Origin of the sequence: Bryobacter aggregatus MPL3 (genome assembly GCF_000702445.1) — a bacterium.
Taxonomy (GTDB): domain Bacteria; phylum Acidobacteriota; class Terriglobia; order Bryobacterales; family Bryobacteraceae; genus Bryobacter; species Bryobacter aggregatus.
Map to the genome: position 1 here is coordinate 2872806 of NZ_JNIF01000003.1, position 17139 is coordinate 2889944.

The 17139-nt window shown below is 57.6% G+C and carries 18 protein-coding genes; 10 read left to right on the forward strand and 8 right to left on the reverse strand.

What is annotated here, in order from left to right; all coding sequences use genetic code 11:
• Positions 1-8 precede the first annotated feature (8 nt).
• Positions 9-485 carry a GreA/GreB family elongation factor gene (locus tag M017_RS0113410; protein ID WP_031498541.1) on the reverse strand — a complete coding sequence of 159 codons (477 nt, stop codon included), beginning with the start codon at positions 483-485 and terminating at the stop codon, positions 9-11.
• Between the two features lie 32 nt (positions 486-517).
• On the reverse strand, positions 518-3772 hold the full coding sequence (locus M017_RS0113415; RefSeq protein ID WP_031498542.1) for a S8 family serine peptidase: 3255 nt from the start codon (positions 3770-3772) through the stop codon (positions 518-520).
• A 104-nt stretch (positions 3773-3876) separates the two neighbouring features.
• Between M017_RS0113415 and M017_RS0113420 the strand changes: the two genes are divergently transcribed.
• Entirely contained in the window at positions 3877-4575 is a 699-nt protein-coding gene (locus M017_RS0113420; RefSeq protein ID WP_031498543.1) for a pirin family protein, read from the forward strand.
• A gap of 18 nt (positions 4576-4593) precedes the next feature.
• Here M017_RS0113420 and M017_RS0113425 read toward each other — a convergent pair whose 3' ends face one another.
• The 3 genes from M017_RS0113425 to M017_RS28740 are packed head-to-tail and all read right to left on the reverse strand — an operon-like array spanning position 4594 to position 6462.
• Positions 4594-5796, reverse strand: a complete 1203-nt coding sequence (locus M017_RS0113425; protein WP_031498544.1) for an efflux RND transporter periplasmic adaptor subunit — start codon at positions 5794-5796, stop codon at positions 4594-4596.
• A complete protein-coding gene (locus tag M017_RS0113430; RefSeq protein ID WP_051670037.1) occupies positions 5793-6317 on the reverse strand; it encodes a hypothetical protein in 525 nt (174 codons plus the stop codon). Before M017_RS0113430 ends, M017_RS0113425 begins: the two co-directional genes overlap by 4 nt.
• Positions 6289-6462: a YgiT-type zinc finger protein gene (locus tag M017_RS28740; protein ID WP_162179919.1), complete on the reverse strand. Its 174-nt coding sequence runs from the start codon at positions 6460-6462 to the stop codon at positions 6289-6291. The genes M017_RS0113430 and M017_RS28740 overlap by 29 nt, the downstream gene beginning before the upstream one ends.
• Before the next feature lie 74 nt (positions 6463-6536).
• Between M017_RS28740 and M017_RS0113440 the strand changes: the two genes are divergently transcribed.
• Both M017_RS0113440 and M017_RS0113445 read left to right on the forward strand, forming a co-directional pair.
• Positions 6537-6851 (forward strand): hypothetical protein, encoded by a 315-nt coding sequence (locus M017_RS0113440; protein WP_031498547.1) that lies wholly within the window; start codon positions 6537-6539, stop codon positions 6849-6851.
• Positions 6852-6924: 73 nt separating this feature from the next.
• Complete coding sequence (locus tag M017_RS0113445) at positions 6925-7524, forward strand: 2'-5' RNA ligase family protein (protein ID WP_080507737.1); 600 nt, start codon at positions 6925-6927, stop codon at positions 7522-7524.
• Here the strand turns inward: M017_RS0113445 and M017_RS0113450 are convergent.
• A complete protein-coding gene (locus tag M017_RS0113450) occupies positions 7508-7954 on the reverse strand; it encodes a DUF6982 domain-containing protein (RefSeq protein WP_155121401.1) in 447 nt (148 codons plus the stop codon). The two genes, M017_RS0113445 and M017_RS0113450, sit on opposite strands and share 17 nt — an antisense overlap.
• A 116-nt stretch (positions 7955-8070) precedes the next feature.
• On the opposite strand from M017_RS0113450, the gene M017_RS0113455 reads away from it, so the two are divergent.
• Both M017_RS0113455 and M017_RS27715 read left to right on the forward strand, forming a co-directional pair.
• Positions 8071-8982 (forward strand): tyrosine recombinase, encoded by a 912-nt coding sequence (locus M017_RS0113455; protein ID WP_031498552.1) that lies wholly within the window; start codon positions 8071-8073, stop codon positions 8980-8982.
• Entirely contained in the window at positions 8979-10265 is a 1287-nt protein-coding gene (locus M017_RS27715; RefSeq protein WP_051670040.1) for a tRNA nucleotidyltransferase/poly(A) polymerase family protein, read from the forward strand. The genes M017_RS0113455 and M017_RS27715 overlap by 4 nt, the downstream gene beginning before the upstream one ends.
• Here the strand turns inward: M017_RS27715 and M017_RS0113465 are convergent.
• Positions 10225-10995: a WD40/YVTN/BNR-like repeat-containing protein gene (locus tag M017_RS0113465; protein WP_031498554.1), complete on the reverse strand. Its 771-nt coding sequence runs from the start codon at positions 10993-10995 to the stop codon at positions 10225-10227. The two genes, M017_RS27715 and M017_RS0113465, sit on opposite strands and share 41 nt — an antisense overlap.
• Before the next feature lie 29 nt (positions 10996-11024).
• Here M017_RS0113465 and M017_RS0113470 point away from each other — a divergent pair, with 29 nt between their 5' ends.
• The 4 genes from M017_RS0113470 to M017_RS0113485 are packed head-to-tail and all read left to right on the forward strand — an operon-like array spanning position 11025 to position 15550.
• Positions 11025-11363, forward strand: a complete 339-nt coding sequence (locus M017_RS0113470) for a hypothetical protein (RefSeq protein ID WP_031498555.1) — start codon at positions 11025-11027, stop codon at positions 11361-11363.
• A gap of 1 nt (position 11364) precedes the next feature.
• On the forward strand, positions 11365-12141 hold the full coding sequence (locus M017_RS0113475; protein ID WP_031498556.1) for a hypothetical protein: 777 nt from the start codon (positions 11365-11367) through the stop codon (positions 12139-12141).
• 15 nt (positions 12142-12156) lie between these two features.
• Positions 12157-14238: a carbon starvation CstA family protein gene (locus tag M017_RS0113480; protein WP_031498557.1), complete on the forward strand. Its 2082-nt coding sequence runs from the start codon at positions 12157-12159 to the stop codon at positions 14236-14238.
• A gap of 1 nt (position 14239) precedes the next feature.
• On the forward strand, positions 14240-15550 hold the full coding sequence (locus tag M017_RS0113485) for a M24 family metallopeptidase (protein WP_155121403.1): 1311 nt from the start codon (positions 14240-14242) through the stop codon (positions 15548-15550).
• Here M017_RS0113485 and M017_RS0113490 read toward each other — a convergent pair.
• Complete coding sequence (locus tag M017_RS0113490; RefSeq protein ID WP_031498560.1) at positions 15547-15813, reverse strand: hypothetical protein; 267 nt, start codon at positions 15811-15813, stop codon at positions 15547-15549. The two genes, M017_RS0113485 and M017_RS0113490, sit on opposite strands and share 4 nt — an antisense overlap.
• A 280-nt stretch (positions 15814-16093) precedes the next feature.
• Between M017_RS0113490 and M017_RS0113495 the strand changes: the two genes are divergently transcribed.
• Complete coding sequence (locus M017_RS0113495; RefSeq protein WP_031498561.1) at positions 16094-17119, forward strand: rod shape-determining protein; 1026 nt, start codon at positions 16094-16096, stop codon at positions 17117-17119.
• Positions 17120-17139: the final 20 nt, after the last annotated feature.

Genomic DNA, 17139 nt, shown 5'->3' on the forward strand with positions numbered 1-17139 from the left:
GCCTCAGATTAACTTAATTCCGCAAGATCGTGGATGGTCTTGAGACGGAGAATCTCAAATTCTTTCTCTCCACCTGGGATAGGGATTTTCACCTCATCGCCCACTTGCTTGTTTAACAGACCCTTCCCAATGGGCGAACTGGTGGAAACCAACCCATTCGGAGCGTCCGTCTCCTCGCTTGTGACGATCTTGTAGGTAACCTCTTCTTCCTTCTTCACATCGAAGACAACGACTTCTGAACCCAGGCCCACGCGATCTTTTGGAATCTTCGTCATATCGGCCATCGATACCGTCTGGAGCCGCATCTTCAATTGGCCCAGCCGGGCATTGACATAGCCCTGACGCTCTTTCGCAGCGTGGTACTCCGCGTTCTCGCTCAGATCACCAAGCTCCCGCGCACGCAGAATCTCTTTCGGCAATTCGGTCCGAAACTCGTGCTCGAGGGCCGCGATCTCGTCTTGCAACTTTTTCTTGATGTCGATCATTACAGAGGTTCTACAACTCCCATTCTAGACGTCTATTGCACCGGAATGCGGCTGCTTCGCGAAGTCACCCCGTTTTGGGTGATCACGAGCTCCACATCGGTGCCCGTCGGACTGTCAGGCGGTACGATTACGTTCACTTGATACAATCCAACGATTCCTGGGGCGAGACCGCTAAAGAGTACTTGAGCGATTTTCCCCCCAATCTTTACATCCGGACTCGCGGTCGTCGTCGCGAGCGGATTTGACGGGCTGACCTGACCGGAACCAGGTGTGGCATTCACCGGCCCCAGGCCATTCACGTAAAGCTGAGCGACTTGGCCCCGCTTGGCCGGATTGTTACTGGAAATCAATCCATACCCCCCGTCAAGTGCGGCCACGAAACGCCGGTTGCTCCCACTCTCGAAATACTCGAAGGGAGCCGGGTTCGCGGTACGCAACTTTAAACTCTGAACGGCGCTCGAAAAGTCTCCAATGGAGACCTTCATGTCCACCGTCGCCAGACCCTGGCATTCCCAAGGGATCTGCACATTGATCTGGCCATTGCTCACAAACTGCAATCGGCCAGGAACGCTAATGCCCTGGCTCCGATTATCAAAACTGACACTCACGCGCGCCAGCGACAGCGGCAGCTCATTGCCACTGAACGCCTTCAAAACAGAACTCAGCGCGTTTCCATAGATACTAATGTATTGGCCGGCCGAAAAGCCATCAGAAGATTCTCCGCTGGCCGCATCGACAATGCCATTGGCCGAGATTGCCGGCTGCGCAAAGACGCTGGCCGTAAAATCGGTATAGAGATTTCCGGCGGTAAAGCGCACCACCTGGTCGCCCAGGTTGGAGCCCACCCGATAGGTGGCTTCCACGATTCCAAACTGATCCGTCTTCTCATTGCCAAAGACAATCGACCCGTTGCCACGGATGACGCTGCCGCGCACGGAAACTCCCTGAATGGGCAATCCATTTTGATCGATCACCTTCATGAGCAGGCCAGAATACTCCGTGCCCGGAATGGCGTCAAAGTACTCGCCAGCCAGCGAGTACATATTCCAGGGCGTTCCTGAACCGACGAAATAGGTGTACGGAATGCGCAGGTCCACCGCTCCACCGCTGAGGACAATAAATCCGTCGTATTTGCCGGCGCGCGGCCGCAGCCCCGTCAGCCTGACGGTCACCTGGGTTTGACGGCCCGCCGCCAAGGCAAAGGTGCTGGGCGAGATCACGAGAGTTCCCTGCGTGTCTGCATTGCGCTGTTCCACGCGCGCCGTTAGATTCAGCGTTCCGGTGGAATTCAGATTCGTGATCACCACTCCCTGCGAGGGGAGGCCACCCGAAGAAACGTCCCCCAGGCTGATGGTGCTCGGCTCAGAACTCAGATTGCCTTGCAAGGCCTGATTCGTATCCAGACGGCCGGCGCCCATGGCGGTCACCGCCGCTTGTACCTGGCGGCCATTGTTGTCGAAATCGACGATGCTGGCGTTGGCCGAATTCACGAGCAGACTTTTCACACTCCCTGGACTCAGTCCCGGGCGCTTTTGCTTCACCAGCGCGGCCGCTCCGGCAGCGAGCGGCGCCGAAAAACTCGTGCCATTCGCGACGACATATCCTGTCGGGCTGTACATATCGCCCGCCGGGTCGAAGCTCTGCGTGGCCATATAGAGATCTGTCCCCACCGCCACCAGTTCCGGCTTCACGCCATTGGTGCCGATGGCCGGCCCTTGCGAGGAGAAAACGGCAATCTGGTCTGGCGTTGCGGCGACCTCCCGGTAACCCGTTCCGATCGATGCGACGCGGCTCTGCGCATTCAGCGTGGTGCGCATGCTCGCCCCGGCGGCATAAGAAATCAACAAGGACGGGATGGAGGTATTCTCCAGGCCGTACATCTGATAGACAGACGAGCCCTGGGGTCCCGCAAAGATCACGCCGATCGCGCCGGCCTGCTGCGCGTAGAGAACCTTCTGTTCTGCGGTACAGGAGCCAAGGTCAATGAGTGCCAGTTTCCCGCTGAGGGAATTGTCGGGTAAGGGCGCGCAAGCCAGTCGATTGACACCAATCGAGCCGGCATCGACAACGGTTCCTTGCAGCGTCGATGCGATCTGCGGTCCATTGGTGAATCGTGCATTGATCGATTGCAGATCGGCCGGAACCCCAGTGCCGAGGACGCTGAGCGTGTTGTACCAGATATGGCTGTTTGTGGTCGCTCCCACGGTGATCGCTCCCGGAGCCGTGCCTGGAGTGCCAATCGTGTTCAGCGCGGGCGCGTTTGCTCCCTGTCCGCCATTATTTCCGGCGGAGGTTGTGACGGTCAGCCCCAACTGGACTGCGTTCTGGATGGCCGTGGCAAACGCATCGCAGGCTTCATTCCCATTGGCGCCACAGTTGGCGTCCAATGGGCCAAAGCCCGCCGGTGCGCCGAGGCTCATACTGGCAATGTCCATTCCATCGGCCACCACATCTTCTAGCGCGCGAATGACGACGCTTGCAAAAGTGGTGTCATTGACGCCGGGGCTGCCAAAAATCTTGTAGTTGCCGAGATAGGCTCGCGGTGCGACACCGGAAATTCTGCCGATCGGCGAATCGTGCTCCTGCCCGGCCGCCACCATCGCCGTTGCCGTGCCGTGCCCGACGCGGTCGCGCGGGGTGTTGTCATCGGGCCGGGTGTAGATGGGATCGTCGCCGAACGCAAAGTTCAGCAAACTCACATAGCTGCGAGCCACAATCACCTTATTGTTCGTATAGCTGCAGTCGCCGTTGTCCGTGCGGCACTTCGGGTAGCCGCTCGGCGGCGCGCTGGAAAAACTCTTGAAGGCCGGATGATTCAGATCGATTCCCGAATCGAGAATCGCGATCTTCACGCCCGCTCCGGCATTGCCCGATCCTCCCACCTGGCTCCAGGCGCTCCGCGCCGTCACCAGATCGAGGGCCTTGTTGATCGTCCGTTTGATCGGATACATCCGCTGGACCCGGGCAACTCCGTCTACGCTTGCCAGACGGGTGGCCTCCGCCGGACTGGCTGCAACATAGATTGCATTGAGGAGGATCTGAGTGGAATCCAAAACTTGTGTGCCATGAAGCCTGGTGTCGGCGATGACGGCGGCTTGTCTCGCCTGCAGGGCGGCGCGCATCTCAACGGATGCGGCTTTCGCCAAGTCTTTTCGGGCGCTAACCGCTTGTGCCAGCGGAGGATCCTTCAAAACCACGATGTAGTAATTCGAGCCCCGTTGCGCAGTCCCAATGCCGGGAAACAGGCACAATGCGGCAAACAAAGCCACCAACGCAGAAAACCTCATGATGTGTCGACGCGTACTCCTGCACAACAGTTTCGCAATGAAAATGCGCTGCAACTTTTGCGTGATAACGACATCTTACTAGTCAAGTAAAGGAGATCAAGACCATGATCACAGTCCGTCCGGCCGCCGAACGCGGTCACGCCAACCATGGTTGGCTCGATAGTCACCATACTTTCAGCTTCGCCGATTATTTCGATCCGAAGCACGTGCAGTTCCGGAGTCTGCGCGTCCTCAATGAGGACAAAGTGGCGGGGGGCCGTGGTTTTGGAAAGCACCCTCACCGGGATATGGAGATTCTCACCTGGGTCCAATCCGGCACGCTCGAACACGCTGACGATCTGGGGAATAAACGAGTGCTACAGCCGGGTGAATTGCAGGCGATGAGTGCGGGGACCGGGGTTGTTCATAGCGAGTACAACCCTTCGATCACGGTCCCGGTGCATTTCTTCCAGATCTGGATTCTACCGGATCGCAAGAATATTGCTCCGGTTTACGCACAAGAGACTTTCGCCGCAGAGCAGCGCAAAGGCCGCTTTCAACTGCTCGCCTCGCCGAATGGGGCAGCGGGCTCGATCCCGATCAATGCCGATGCGAAGTTTTCGGTGATCGATCTGGCCCATGGGCAAAGCGCTTCTTACCCGGTTGCTGCCGGCCGCGGAGTCTGGGTGCAAGTGGCGAGCGGAGAAGTGGATCTGAATGGCCGGAAGCTGAGTGCCGGTGATGGCGCGGCGATTGAGGATGAGTCCGCACTGCAGTTGAAATCACTTCGAGACGCCCAGGTCCTGCTCTTTGACGTGCAATAAACCGGCAAAAGCCGGAGCCTAGGTTTTCACCTTCGCTCCGGCTTTGAGATTCGTTTCGGGCCCCAGGACAACGACTTCTCCTTCTTGCAGGCCTTGCAGCACGATTGCGTTGGTGATGTTGCCCGCGCCGGTTTCCACTTTTTTCCAGTGCAGGGCTCCGTTCTGCACGACCCACACCCCAGCCTCGCCGTCGCGATTGCGGATTGCTTCTTTGGGAACCAAGAGAACGCCTTCCTGCTTGCGGGTCTGGACAGTGACGTTCACATTCGTGCCAGGGAGTAAGTCGCCGTTGGCATTGGCAATGCGGCACTCCACCTCGCCCACCTGCCGGGTTCCGAGCGGCACAATCTGAGTGGGCACCTTATCGACATGCCCTCTCCAGGTCTTGCCCTCCAGGGCGTCCCAGGTGATGCTAACGGGCATATTCTGGTGCACCCGTCCGAGCTCGGGTTCATCGACAAATACAAGCACCTTCAGCGTCGACACCTCGCCGACATTGGCGACCAAGGCCCCGGGGTTCACATAGGAGCCGACCTTCGCATCCAGTTGGTAGACCACACCGTCGCCTGGAGAGCGAACCGTGCTCAGCTCAATCCTGCGCCGTGCCAGTTCTGCCGCCGACTGCGCTTCTCGCAACCGTGCTTTTGCCGAAACCAGGTCGGAGGCCCCGACCAGTGCCGGGCGGCGGGCGTTAAGAGCTGCAATCTGCAGCGTGATTAACTCGATCTTGTCCTTTAAGTTCCGGACGTCTTCCTGCGTCCCGGCATTGCGTGCGGCAAGCCGCTCGGCGACGGCGAGGTCTTTCTCTGCCTGCGACTTTTCGGCCTGGCGTTGCTTGAGGCCTTCTTCGATTTCCACCAGATCGCGCTTGCGTCCCCCGTCCTCGAGGGTCTGGATTGAGGAACGTGCCTCTTCAATGCGTGCCACCGCGCTGGCCAGATCTGCCTGCGCGTCTTTGCTATCGAGGATGGCGAGCGGTGTTCCTTTGGATACGCGCTGCCCCTTCGTGACTGGCACCTGAATGATCAATCCCTCGCGCTCGGCGCGGGCGCTGGCCCATTCACTGGGTTCGACACGGCCATTGGTGGTGACTTGATCTTCGAATACCCCACGGGCCAGACGCTGGGTGGGCACCCGAGGGGTTTCCCGATTCAATTGCCACGCCACAACCGCGGCCAGGATGACGAGGAGGCCAAGCAGTGGCACGCCAAAACGCTTCATTCCGATTTTTCCTTTGCGCAGTATCCAAACAACAACTGCCATTCGGCGAGTTGCACTCGTTCTGCGATTTCCAACTTCTTTTGGTTTTTCGATGCGCGCGCATCGCTCACATAGTCAACAAAGCGCTCGTGATCCCAGTTTTTTCCTGGATCCCAACCCGCCTGCCGGGCCCACTCGGCCAAACTCGGGCCAATCTGGTGCGGCCCGACGCGGCGCAGCCAATACTTTGCATTCCAGTCGTCTGGCTCCATGCGATGGTAGATGCCGTGCCAGTAGGATCCTTCCTTACTGCCGAGATCCTGGGACACGCTATGGCTTTGGCCACCCCATCCCAGATAGAGGAGCAGTCCGGCCCGTGCCTCTTCGGGCAGCCGGCAATCTGCAAATTGCCCGGGTTCCAGGGGCGGAAGGGCAGGGAAGCGGCATTCGTTTCCCGCATCGAGCGGAAAGAGAAGCTCTCCATGTCCGGCCTGCGCAAGCAGGCCTCGCAGGCTAGGAGGGATGCTGGCTGGCTTGAACACCTTCCTTCACAATCCTTTCGATGGTCTCCCGCACTTCTGCTTCGAGCCATTCTTCGCCACAATTCCGGCAGACCAGGGCCGGGACATCTTCGATTTGTATGAGCTCTTCATTGATGATCACCTCGTAAACAATCGGGGCTTCCATCAAGGCAGTGCCGCATTTGGAACAGTGTGTTGGACGCATCAGAACCGCACAAACCCATGCTAACTTGAAACGACATGGCTAGCTTCAAGATCCATCGCCTGAAAGATTCCGCCGCTGCCAGTTTTCGCTGGGCGCCCCATACTTCAGGCTCTGCTTCCGTCAAGCAGAAGGATTATGAGCCGGGCGATGAGAGGGAAGCTCTCAGTGCCTATGCTCTGTTCAACGAACTTCGTGGTACGCCCGAAGAGCTTCGGGTCGGGGATCTCCTGGAGCTTCCCGATGGCTCCCTTCGTATCTTTAAGTACGTGGGCTTAGAGGAGGCCGCTTGGTTCATTCCTCCCGTCCGTCCCGAACAGAATCTAGAAGTTAGCAGCTCTGCAGGGGCCTAAGGGCGTACTGCGGGCCAGTCTCTGGTACTCCTGACCCAAGCAAAGCCGTTTCAATTGCGCTACACTCCCGGACATGGGCAGTTGTTCGCCTCCTCGCGAAGCGATTAATCAATATGCATTGGTTACCTATCTCCCCGATGAGCTAGGTATGTTTCTGGATCAGATGAGAAGAGACTTGGTTCCGGATTGTAAAGCCCGGTCCCACATCTCTCTGCTTCCGCCTCGTGCGCTTCGTGTACCTGCTGCTGTCGCTGAGGCTCAGATCCAACAGATGAGCTTGTCTTCTCAACCCTTCGTTGTGAAAATCGGCGACGTTTCGGTATTCCGGCGTACTTCGGTTATTTACTTGGAACTGGAAGCCGGGCAGGCACAGCTGGAGCAGCTGCATCACAAATTGTCGTGTGAAGCTTTGGAGTTTGACGAGCCCTATCCGTTTCACCCTCACGTCACTTTGGCGCAAAATTTTGAGCTGTGTACGGTGGCGGAGCGATTGGAAGCGGCAAGAGAGCGTTGGAAGGCTTATACCGGATCGCGGGAGTTCCTCCTGGACCGTGTGGTGTTTGTGCAGAACTCCTCAACCAATTGCTGGACAGACTTGCGTTCTTTCGATTTGAAGGGACTTCCGGTGACGCCGGGGCAGGCACTCCAGCCTCAGTTTATTCAAACATTTTGAGTTGTTGAACGACGGGAGTTGGCTTCTTCTTGAGAGGGCTGCCAATGACTCCCAATACTTCAAACCCTTCGATCGCCATTCGCGGGATAAGCACTCGTTGCACGCCGGCCGAGGGGTCGGGCGGTGTGATGAGCAGCGCATTGGGGTCAAGAACACTTACGTTATTCTGCATGATGGCCTCCAGCCAGTCGCCGTCCCGGAACTGAAGCCGGATCCAGAGCCCCTGCTGCCTTGGCCGCACGGCATATTGGCTGCGGGTCCAGGGAGGGCCGTCAATCCAGTCGCGGACGAAGCAGAGTGACTTGATTTGCTTCATCGGAAAACTCTGGACCGAGCCGTCCCGATTGAGGAGCTGGACCTCGCTTCCCTGGAAGGGACTGTTTGAATCAACGAAACCGGGCACGGCTTCGCGATCAAAACGGTAAACCATCGCTTTTTTCGTTGGGCCGCTGGTCAAGGACTGAATTTCCGCCTTCCTGGCATCCAAATTCCCGAATTCGATGGAATTCGGTTCAAACAGAATTACAATATTGTATCATTGACACAATGTTCGGCCAGGCATCCTTTGGGGCTGCCGTAAGGTCGTATTTGACTTACTGCAGAGTCGAAAAAGGTCTTTCCGCATCGACGCTAGCCGCTTACGAGAGTGACTTCAGTGCTTACTCGCGTTGGCTTGAGCGGTCACGGGAAGCCGCATTCTCGCGCGTCGCAACGCTGCAGGCTTTCCAGTCTTATCTGGTCGAACTCAAGCTCAGTTCCCGCTCCATTGCGCGAAAACTTTCCTCTCTTCGAGGTCTCCTGCACTATCTGGCTGCGGAAGGAAAGTTGGAGGAAGATCCTTCCGAGTTTCTGAAAAGCCCGAACCTCCCGCGTAAGCTCCCCAAGGCGATGACCGGCGCGAGTATTGCAGAGTGCACCGCCGCTTTCGACCGGACAACGCCCAAAGGAATTCGGGACTGGGCGATGTTTGAACTTTGTTACTCCTCCGGGTTGCGCGCCAGTGAATTGGTGGGCGTTCAATTGTCCGATTACAATGCCATGGGCGAGCGTCTGCGGGTCAATGGGAAAGGGAGCCGGCAAAGACTGCTCCCTGTGGGTTCAGAAGCTTCTCAGGCAATCGCTCTTTACTTAGCGGAATCGAGGCCCAGGTTGTTGGGCTCCCGAGTTTCACCTTATCTCTTTGTCAGTTCCCGAGGCCCCAAGCTCGATCGGCGTTCTTACTGGCTCGTCCTGCGCCAGCTCCGTCTCGCCGCCGGTAGCACCAAGCCTCTCCACCCCCATATGTTGCGACATTCCTTTGCCACTCATCTTTTGGAAGGTGGGGCAGATTTGCGCAGCGTACAGGCGATGCTTGGGCATGCTGACATATCCACCACCCAGATCTACACCCATGTGGAGCGGGACCGCTTGCGGGGGATCATTGACCAATTTCATCCAAGGGACGCGAACAAAGAATGAGCGATTACATGTTCATGCTGGAGAGCCATTTGAGCCAGGCGCAAAATCTCGTCATTGCGGAAGTGCAGCGCATGATGACGAAGCTCCAGATCAACGTTTTCTTGACAGGCGGAGCGCTGCGCGACATGCTTGCCGGGTTGCCTGTCCGTGACCTGAACTTTACGCTGGAGGGTTCTCCCCAGAAGCTTGTCAAAGCCTTGGAGAAGGATGCAGGCATTCGCGTCCTCAACGCCGATGATGTGCGCAAGAGTTACGAATTGATTTTCCCCAATGGGGTTCTCGCCGAGATCTCCATGGCCCGGACGGAACGCTACGCCAAGCCGGGAGCGAAGCCGAAGGTGGTGCCGGCGACGATCCACGAAGATCTCCGCGGCCGCGATTTCTCGATCAACTGTCTGGCGATCTCTCTGGCCAAAGGGTCTCGCGGGTTATTGCTTGATCCCACCAATGGCCTCTCCGACTTTTCTCTGCGTGAACTACGCACCGTATCGAGCCATACCTTGATGGATGATCCCTCGCGGATTTTGAAGCTGGTCACCTTGCAGGCCCGGCTCGGCTTTCAGCTCGACGAGCGTACGAAAGCGCAGTATGCGGCGGCCCGGGAAGCGAAGCTGGAGAAGTACATCAGCCCCGAGGCCTTGCGCCGCGAGATTATGAAGATTGGCGAAGAGTTTCATCCGCTCCCGATTCTCGAAACTCTCGAGAAGGAAGGCTTTCTCGAACTCTATTTTCCCGGCTTCTCCGGCGCCAAGCTGAACGCCGTCGGTTTTGGAAAGATGTTGAAGCTGCGCGGCATGGTTCCGTTTGGTGCGCAGATGAAGGAAGATCGCTTCTCGCTCTTTCTGTACACCATCAGTGAGAAATGGACGCCGAAAGAGAAGGCCACTTTCATTCAAAACTGCAAACTTTCAAAGCTCCAGGTGGATGCCTGGAAGAATCTGGATGCGAAGTCCAAGACCTTGCAGAATGCGCTGAAGTCGGCGAAACTCCAACGGCCCTCCTTGATCTACGCCGCGCTGATCGATGCTCCGGCCGAACATATCTTTGTCCTGCTCAGTAAATCGCCATTGCGGATTGTGCAGGACCGGATCAAGAATTATCTGCAGAAGTATCTGCCGATGGCGCTTGAGGTGACTGAGGAAGATCTGGTGGAAGCGGGGATCGACACGTCAACCCCGAAAGGGCTGCTCCAGCGCAGTAAGTTTATTGCGGCAAAGCTCGATGCCCGGCCACGCAAGGTGCCTACTGTTGAGGCGGCTTACAGTCCTCAAGCTTCAACTTAAAGGCGCTCACTTCCCGCCAGGTGTTCCCACTGCGCACCTCGATGCGCAGCAGTCCTTTTTTCTCATCGGCCTTGACGCGCGCGGAGTTGGAAGGGCTGTGTGGTGTTGTTTTGGGGATTTTGCTCGCGATCTCGCGCAGCTCCCAACTGGTGCCGCCGGTCTGCGATTCATAGAATTCATATCGGCCACCCTCGCCGCTGCCTTTGTTGTCGATCAGCAGCCATCCCCGCTTGGCATTTTGAAAGGCAAAGTCTTCGATGACGCCCACTCTGCTGTCGGCATAGAGATCGACTTTGCGCCAACTGCGTCCGCCATCTGAGGTTACGAGCACGAAGGGGTCTCGCGGCAATGCCAGCGAAACGTGCCCTACGGCCCACCCATTGGAGAAATCGCTGAACTGCATCGATTCGAGCGTGCTGGCCTTCAGCCGGGGATGCGCCTCGCGCCAGGTGCTGCCTCCGTCGTCGCTGAGGAGCAGGATCGATTGCAAGGTCGAGGACTGAGTATGTAAATTGCCGGCAATTAGAATCAGTTGTCCGGTGGACTCGACGCTCGAGATCTCCAGATAAGTGGGGCAGGGTTCGCTTTCACTGCAAGTGAGTCCAAGAACGGCCAGGTCTAACTCCGCGCAACGGTTCGGGAGCCGGATGGATCCTTCAGTATTCTGGTATACCGTTGGAAGTTCCGGCGGCGTCTGGGCGAGAAGCCAGATGGCAAGAAAGAGATTCACTACCCTCATACTAGACTGGAGTCTGCTTCATGATGCTGAAATCGTTGCCGCTCTCACAGCGAGAGAAATCTTACTCGGCTGAGACGGGTGTCGTTTATCAATACATCTTTGCCGGTCTCGCCGGACGGAAACATGTGTTCGATGTCACCGCTGACCGGCAATCCCCCTTTCAGGTTGCTGTGGATCTGACACCGGAAGCGCTCGCTCCTTGTGCCGAACGGATGGGGTCCGCGCTGCGCTGGAATGAGGAGTATGCTCTGGCAAAACTCTGCCTCTTTGCTGCCTTTGATCGCGAAGTTCTGGTGAAAGAGATTCGTCCGGACAGTGAAGAGTTACTCCTGCACATGACTGCATTGAACCTGGGCTAGTGTGACAATCGAACCCAATTCCGAATACGCACCGCCTCTCGACCAGCTCGCCGGGCGCGAATTCTCGTTCCACCCCTCGATCGGGAATGTGGCGACCAATCTGTGGCGTCTGAACGAAGCCAATTGGTCGGAGTTTCTGGTGGAAAATGTTGCCGATCAGACCCAAGTCTGGATTCCCCGGCGCTTTCTCGGGGAGCTTTCTGAATCGGACCAACCCGTCATGATTGTTGGCCTGAACAAGGTGCTCGAGTATAAGGCCGGGCAAGTGTGGCCGGTGATGAAACGCGTCATCGAGATGCCGCGAGTGCCGGCGGGGGAACAGAACGAAGCCATTCCGGTGCAGTCCGAACCGCTTCCGCTGCGCCTGGATGCGTCCGAAAAGCAGCTTGGCAAGTTAATTCTCGGGGTGCTGGTTGGGGCCTTGGCGCTGGTGGCCATCGTTGTCGCCACCTTCCGCGGCGCAAAGTCAGGAGATCTCATCGCCTATAAGGCGGTGGTGCAGGAGAGTCTGGGTCTGGGCGCGGATGACGACTACTTTGCCGTGGTGCGCAAACTGGGTGAGCCGGAAGCCGATCGTTGGAAGGCAGATGGGGAAAGCATTCGCTACCGGCTGCTGGCTTACCCCAAACGCAACCTGAACGTGATTCTCGCCGGGCGGGAGCCAAACGACATCCACTATGTGGGAGCCATGGATCGCGAGTGGAAGGTGGTCGATAGCGTCACGCAGCGTGGCGGGTCGAATACCTACGACGTTCTGGCTAGACTACCCCGCTTCTAGATACAATTGCCGCATATGCATGCTGCTGGCCGTACCCTGCTTTGGATTGTGATTTCCCTTCTGGGAGCGGGGTGTCTCGCAACAGTTGCCTTCCATCGCGGTGAGCCGATCAACTCGATGTGGATTGTGGTGGCAGCAGCCTGCGTTTACCTGGTTTCCTATCGTTTCTACGGCAAATTCATTGCCACCAAGATTCTCTCGATGAAAGCAGACCGGGCGACTCCGGCCGAACTGCTGCGCAATGGTCACGATTTTGAGCCCACTAACAAATGGATCGTCTTCGGCCATCATTTTGCGGCGATTGCCGGTCCGGGGCCGCTGGTGGGGCCCACACTTGCGGCGCAGTTTGGATATCTTCCCGGCACCCTCTGGATCATCCTGGGCGCGGCGCTGGCCGGATCTGTACATGACCTGATGATTCTTGCCTTCTCGATCCGCCGCGACGGCAAGAGCCTTGGCCAGATGGTGAAGGAAGAGATCAGCAATCTGGGTGGTTTTACCGCGATGGTTACTGTGCTGCTGATCATGATCATCCTGATGGCGGTGATCGGGTTGGTCATCGTGAATGCCCTGAAGGGTAGCCCCTGGGGCACGTTCACCATCGCCGCGACCATGCCGATCGCGATTTTCATGGGCCTGTATCTCCGGTTCCTGCGTCCCGGGAAAGTGGTGGAGATCTCGATCCTGGGCTTTGGCCTGGTGGTGCTGAGTATTTTCGGAGGCAAGTGGATTGCTGAGTCGGCAACGCTCGCTCCCTGGTTTACCTACAGCGCGACGACGCTGGCGCTGATGCTAGTGGCCTATGGCTTCTTCGCCAGTGCGCTTCCTGTCTGGCTTTTGCTTGCTCCGCGTGACTACCTCAGCACTTTCGTGAAGCTGGGCGTGGCTGCGATGTTGGGCGTAGGGGTTTTGCTGGTGCGGCCTGAGTTGAATCTGCCCGCGATGACCCGCTTTGTGGATGGCTCCGGCCCGATTTTCGCGGGCAGCGTCTTCCCCTTCTGTTTCATCACGATTGGTTGCGGGGCGCTGTCGGGCTTCCACTCACTGATCTCTTCAGGAACCACCTCGAAGCTGCTGGCCCGGGAAAGCCATGCCCTGCCGGTGGCCTATGGCGGCATGCTGGTGGAGGGAATGGTGGCGATCATGGCTCTGATTGCCGCCTGCGCTATGGAGCCGGGCGTTTATTTTGCGATCAATTCTCCTGGCGGAGTGGTGGGCACCTTGCCGGCTGCCGCGGTGGAGACGATCAGCAGCTGGGGCTATCCGGTGACGGTCGCTCATATGGAAGAGTTGGCGAAGAGTGTCGGCGAAAGCACTCTGTTTGCCCGCACTGGAGGTGCGCCGTCGCTGGCGCTCGGAATGTCGCATATCTTCTCGCAAGCACTGTCGCTGACCTCCGATGGCGGCAAGACGATTCTCAGCTTCTGGTATCACTTCGCGATCATGTTCGAGGCACTGTTCATTCTCACCACCATCGATGCCGGCACCCGCGTGGGCCGCTTCCTGTTGCAGGATCTGCTGGGCCAGGTTTACAAGCCCTTTGGCCGGACAAGCTGGCTGCCGGGTGTGGTGATCGCCAGTGCCTTGGTGGTGTCGGGCTGGGGCTGGTTTCTCTACCAGGGCGTTCTGGACCCGCTTGGCGGCATCAATTCGCTGTGGCCGCTGTTTGGAATTGCGAATCAGTTGCTGGGGACCATCGCGCTTTGTCTGGCTACCACGATTCTGGTGAAGATGTTCCGGGCGAAGTATATGTGGGTCACCGGGCTTCCGCTCGCCTGGATGCTCAGCGTTACCTTTACCGCCGGGCTGGAGAAGATCTTTTCCGCCAATCCACGGTTGGGCTTTCTGTCGCGCGCCGAGCAGTTGGAGGGGCAGATTGCCGCCGGAAATCTGACGGCGGCCAAGGTTTCTCAATTGCAACAACTGATTTTCAATGAACGGATGGACGCCGCGATCTGCTCGATCTTCCTGATTCTGACGACGGTGATTTTCCTGGAGTCGGCACGGCGCTGGTATAGCGTTTTGCGGGGCACCAGTTCGGCTCTCCTCCATGAAACTCCTTTTGTCGCGACGCAATTGAATCCGGGCGAAATCTAAGATGTGGTGGCTCCTGTTGCCGTTGCTGGCGTTCGGCGCAGAACCGTTGCCTTCGCTGCGGGAGCAGGCGAGCATCCAACAATCCTGGCTGCAGTACCGGCTGGAAAAGAATCTGCCTGCACTGCTGCGGAAGCATGGCGTCGATATGTGGGTAGTTTCGAGCCGGGAGTACAACGAGGATCCGGTCTTTTTTTCGCTCGTTTCTCCAACGATGTTTGCCGCGCGGCGGCGTACAATCTACGTCTTTTTCGATCGAGGTCCGGAGAAGGGCGTCGAGCGGCTGGCGCTGGGAGGCGGATCGCAAGGCGGACTCTACGAGGTCTACCGTGACCCGGATTCAGGGATTGAACTCTGGGGCGACCAGCAGTGGATGCTGCTGAAAAAGCTGATCGACGCGCGGAAACCGAAGAAAATCGCGATCGATGTCTCACAGACCCACGCTTTTTCGGACGGTCTGTCGGCTGGCGAGCGCGAGCAACTGGAGGAGGCGATCGGGGAGGAGAACCGCAAGAAGCTGGTGCGGGCCGAAGAATTGCCGCTCGAGTATGTCGCGCTCCGACCGCCTGAGATGGTGCCGCATTACCAGCGGCTGATGGAGAACGTCCATTCGATCCTCAGCCGCGCGTTTTCAAGAGAGGTGATCGAGCCAGGCAAGACGACCGATCAGGATGTGATCTGGTGGCTGCGGCAAGAGAATCAGAAGCATGGATTTGGAACCTGGTTCCAGCCGTCGCTCCGGATCCAGCGCAAGAATGGCCGTTCTTTACAGTTGCTGCAGGAAGATCAGCCTACGGTGATTGAGCGGGGAGATGTGTTGTGGGTGGATTACGGCTTGACGGCAATGCGTCTGGCCACCGATACCCAACATATGGGTTATGTTCTGCGAGAGGGCGAAGATGTCGCCCCGGTGGCGATTCAAAAGGCACTCGAGAACTCGAAAAAGATGCAGGACATCGTCATGGCCCATATGCAGGTGGGAAAGACCGGTAATGAAGTGTTGGCGGCAGCTTTGCAGGAGATTCGGGCGCTGGGGATCAACGGAACCGTGTATTCGCATCCGATTGGAGATCATGGGCACGGAGCGGGACCGCTGATTGGGTTATGGGATCGTCAACAGGGCGTGCCGGGGCGAGGCGATGTGAAAGTGGTGCCGAACACCTGGTTCTCGATCGAGCTTTCGAGCCGGACGAAGATTCCGGATTGGGAGAATGCCGAGCTCTTTGTGGGAATGGAAGAGGATGCGATGGTGGGCCCGGACGGCAAAATTCGCTGGGTGTTGCGCCGCCAGGAGAAATTCCACCTGATTCGTTAGGCTGCGGCGGTATCGAAGAGTTCCAATTGGGGTTCGACGGCGCTGAGGTAGTCGCGTACGAAGCGGCGGGCCATGCCAACGCAGCTCTGGTGGCGGTACATCTGGAAGAATGCCACTTGTGCTCCGGCGGCATCCAGGGTGGGACACAAGCTGGCGACAACGTTTGCACTGGAACAGACGCACTCGCGGCAATCCTTGCCGAGGGATTTGCAAAGCTCGGAACTGATGGCGCTGCTTAGGTTGTCTTCCACTTCGACCAACATTTGGGACTCCCCTCCTCGGGTGCTTCCTATTAGTACCCCCTAACCCGACCCCGTACCTAGTCAGCGAAGGCGGACTTTCTCAAACTTCTGTGAGGGTAGGAATGCCCACGCGGGATACCCGCACCTGAGGGGATTGCAATTTTAGTTTTCTGATCTGGGGAGAGGCAAACAGGTGCAAAAGACAAACGCTATTGCTACGCTCAAAGAGAGTCCTGTGGATTTTTTTTGAAACACAGTACTCGCCCCAAAAATCCGAGAGAGACAATCGTCTTCCGCATTCATGAATATCCGCTCGCTGTTTAGCCTTTTCTCCTCAGACCTTGCCATCGATTTAGGTACGGCCAACACACTCGTCTATGCCAAAGGAAAAGGCATCGTCGTGAACGAACCGTCGATCGTTGCGATCAATAAAAATAACGGTGAAGTAGAGGCCGTTGGGAAAGAAGCCAAAGAGATGCTCGGCCGCACGCCGGGCAATATCGTGGCGATTCGCCCCATGAAAGACGGGGTGATCGCGGACTTCAAGGTAACAGAGCGGATGCTGAATTACTTTATTCAGAAAGCTCATGGCCGCAAGATGCTCGTGCATCCTCGCATTGTGATTGGCGTTCCTTCTGAAATTACTCAGGTGGAAAAGCGTGCGGTGATTGACTCCGCCTACCGGGCGAAGGCGAGCGAAGTGCACTTAGTGGAGCAGGCGATGGTGGCCGCAATCGGCGCGGGGCTGCCGATCACGGAACCGGGCGGCAACATGGTGGTGGACATCGGCGGTGGTACGACCGATGTTGCGGTGATCTCGTTGGCCGGTATCGTCTATTCGCGCTCGGTGCGAGTGGCGGGCAACGAGTTGGATGAGGCCATTATTCAGTACCTGAAGCGCAAGTACAACCTGCTGGTGGGCGAGCGCACGGCGGAACAGATCAAGATGACGGTGGGTTCGGCCTCGGAACTCGATAAGCCGCTGACGATGGAGATCAAGGGCCGGAACCTGATCGAGGGTGTGCCGAAGACTTTGACCATTGGAGACGAAGAGATTCGCGATGCGCTGGCGGAAGGAATTTCCACCATCATGAACGCAATCCGTGTGGCGCTCGAACGGACTCCTCCTGAACTCTCGGCGGACATTTCGGACCGGGGCATTGTGCTGACCGGCGGCGGCGGGCTGATCAAGAATCTCGATAAGCGGATCCGGCAGGAAACCGGACTTCCGGTGTCGATCGCGGAAGAGCCGCTGGCGTGCGTTGCGTTGGGAATCGGTAAGATGCTATCGGATTTCAAGCTCCTGCGCCGGATTGCTATCGAGTAGGCAAGGAGCGTTTTTCCGGC

What these genes read in the sequence shown, in the direction of transcription:
- M017_RS0113410 (WP_031498541.1), bottom strand. Translation starts at nt 485, where the DNA reads ATGATCGACATCAAGAAAAAGTTGCAAGACGAGATCGCGGCCCTCGAG.
- M017_RS0113415 (WP_031498542.1), bottom strand. Translation starts at nt 3,772, where the DNA reads ATGAGGTTTTCTGCGTTGGTGGCTTTGTTTGCCGCATTGTGCCTGTTT.
- M017_RS0113420 (WP_031498543.1), top strand. Translation starts at nt 3,877, where the DNA reads ATGATCACAGTCCGTCCGGCCGCCGAACGCGGTCACGCCAACCATGGT.
- M017_RS0113425 (WP_031498544.1), bottom strand. Translation starts at nt 5,796, where the DNA reads ATGAAGCGTTTTGGCGTGCCACTGCTTGGCCTCCTCGTCATCCTGGCC.
- M017_RS28740 (WP_162179919.1), bottom strand. Translation starts at nt 6,462, where the DNA reads ATGGAAGCCCCGATTGTTTACGAGGTGATCATCAATGAAGAGCTCATA.
- M017_RS0113440 (WP_031498547.1), top strand. Translation starts at nt 6,537, where the DNA reads ATGGCTAGCTTCAAGATCCATCGCCTGAAAGATTCCGCCGCTGCCAGT.
- M017_RS0113445 (WP_080507737.1), top strand. Translation starts at nt 6,925, where the DNA reads ATGGGCAGTTGTTCGCCTCCTCGCGAAGCGATTAATCAATATGCATTG.
- M017_RS0113450 (WP_155121401.1), bottom strand. Translation starts at nt 7,954, where the DNA reads ATGGTTTACCGTTTTGATCGCGAAGCCGTGCCCGGTTTCGTTGATTCA.
- M017_RS0113455 (WP_031498552.1), top strand. Translation starts at nt 8,071, where the DNA reads ATGTTCGGCCAGGCATCCTTTGGGGCTGCCGTAAGGTCGTATTTGACT.
- M017_RS27715 (WP_051670040.1), top strand. Translation starts at nt 8,979, where the DNA reads ATGAGCGATTACATGTTCATGCTGGAGAGCCATTTGAGCCAGGCGCAA.
- M017_RS0113470 (WP_031498555.1), top strand. Translation starts at nt 11,025, where the DNA reads ATGATGCTGAAATCGTTGCCGCTCTCACAGCGAGAGAAATCTTACTCG.
- M017_RS0113480 (WP_031498557.1), top strand. Translation starts at nt 12,157, where the DNA reads ATGCATGCTGCTGGCCGTACCCTGCTTTGGATTGTGATTTCCCTTCTG.
- M017_RS0113485 (WP_155121403.1), top strand. Translation starts at nt 14,240, where the DNA reads ATGTGGTGGCTCCTGTTGCCGTTGCTGGCGTTCGGCGCAGAACCGTTG.
- M017_RS0113490 (WP_031498560.1), bottom strand. Translation starts at nt 15,813, where the DNA reads ATGTTGGTCGAAGTGGAAGACAACCTAAGCAGCGCCATCAGTTCCGAG.
- M017_RS0113495 (WP_031498561.1), top strand. Translation starts at nt 16,094, where the DNA reads ATGAATATCCGCTCGCTGTTTAGCCTTTTCTCCTCAGACCTTGCCATC.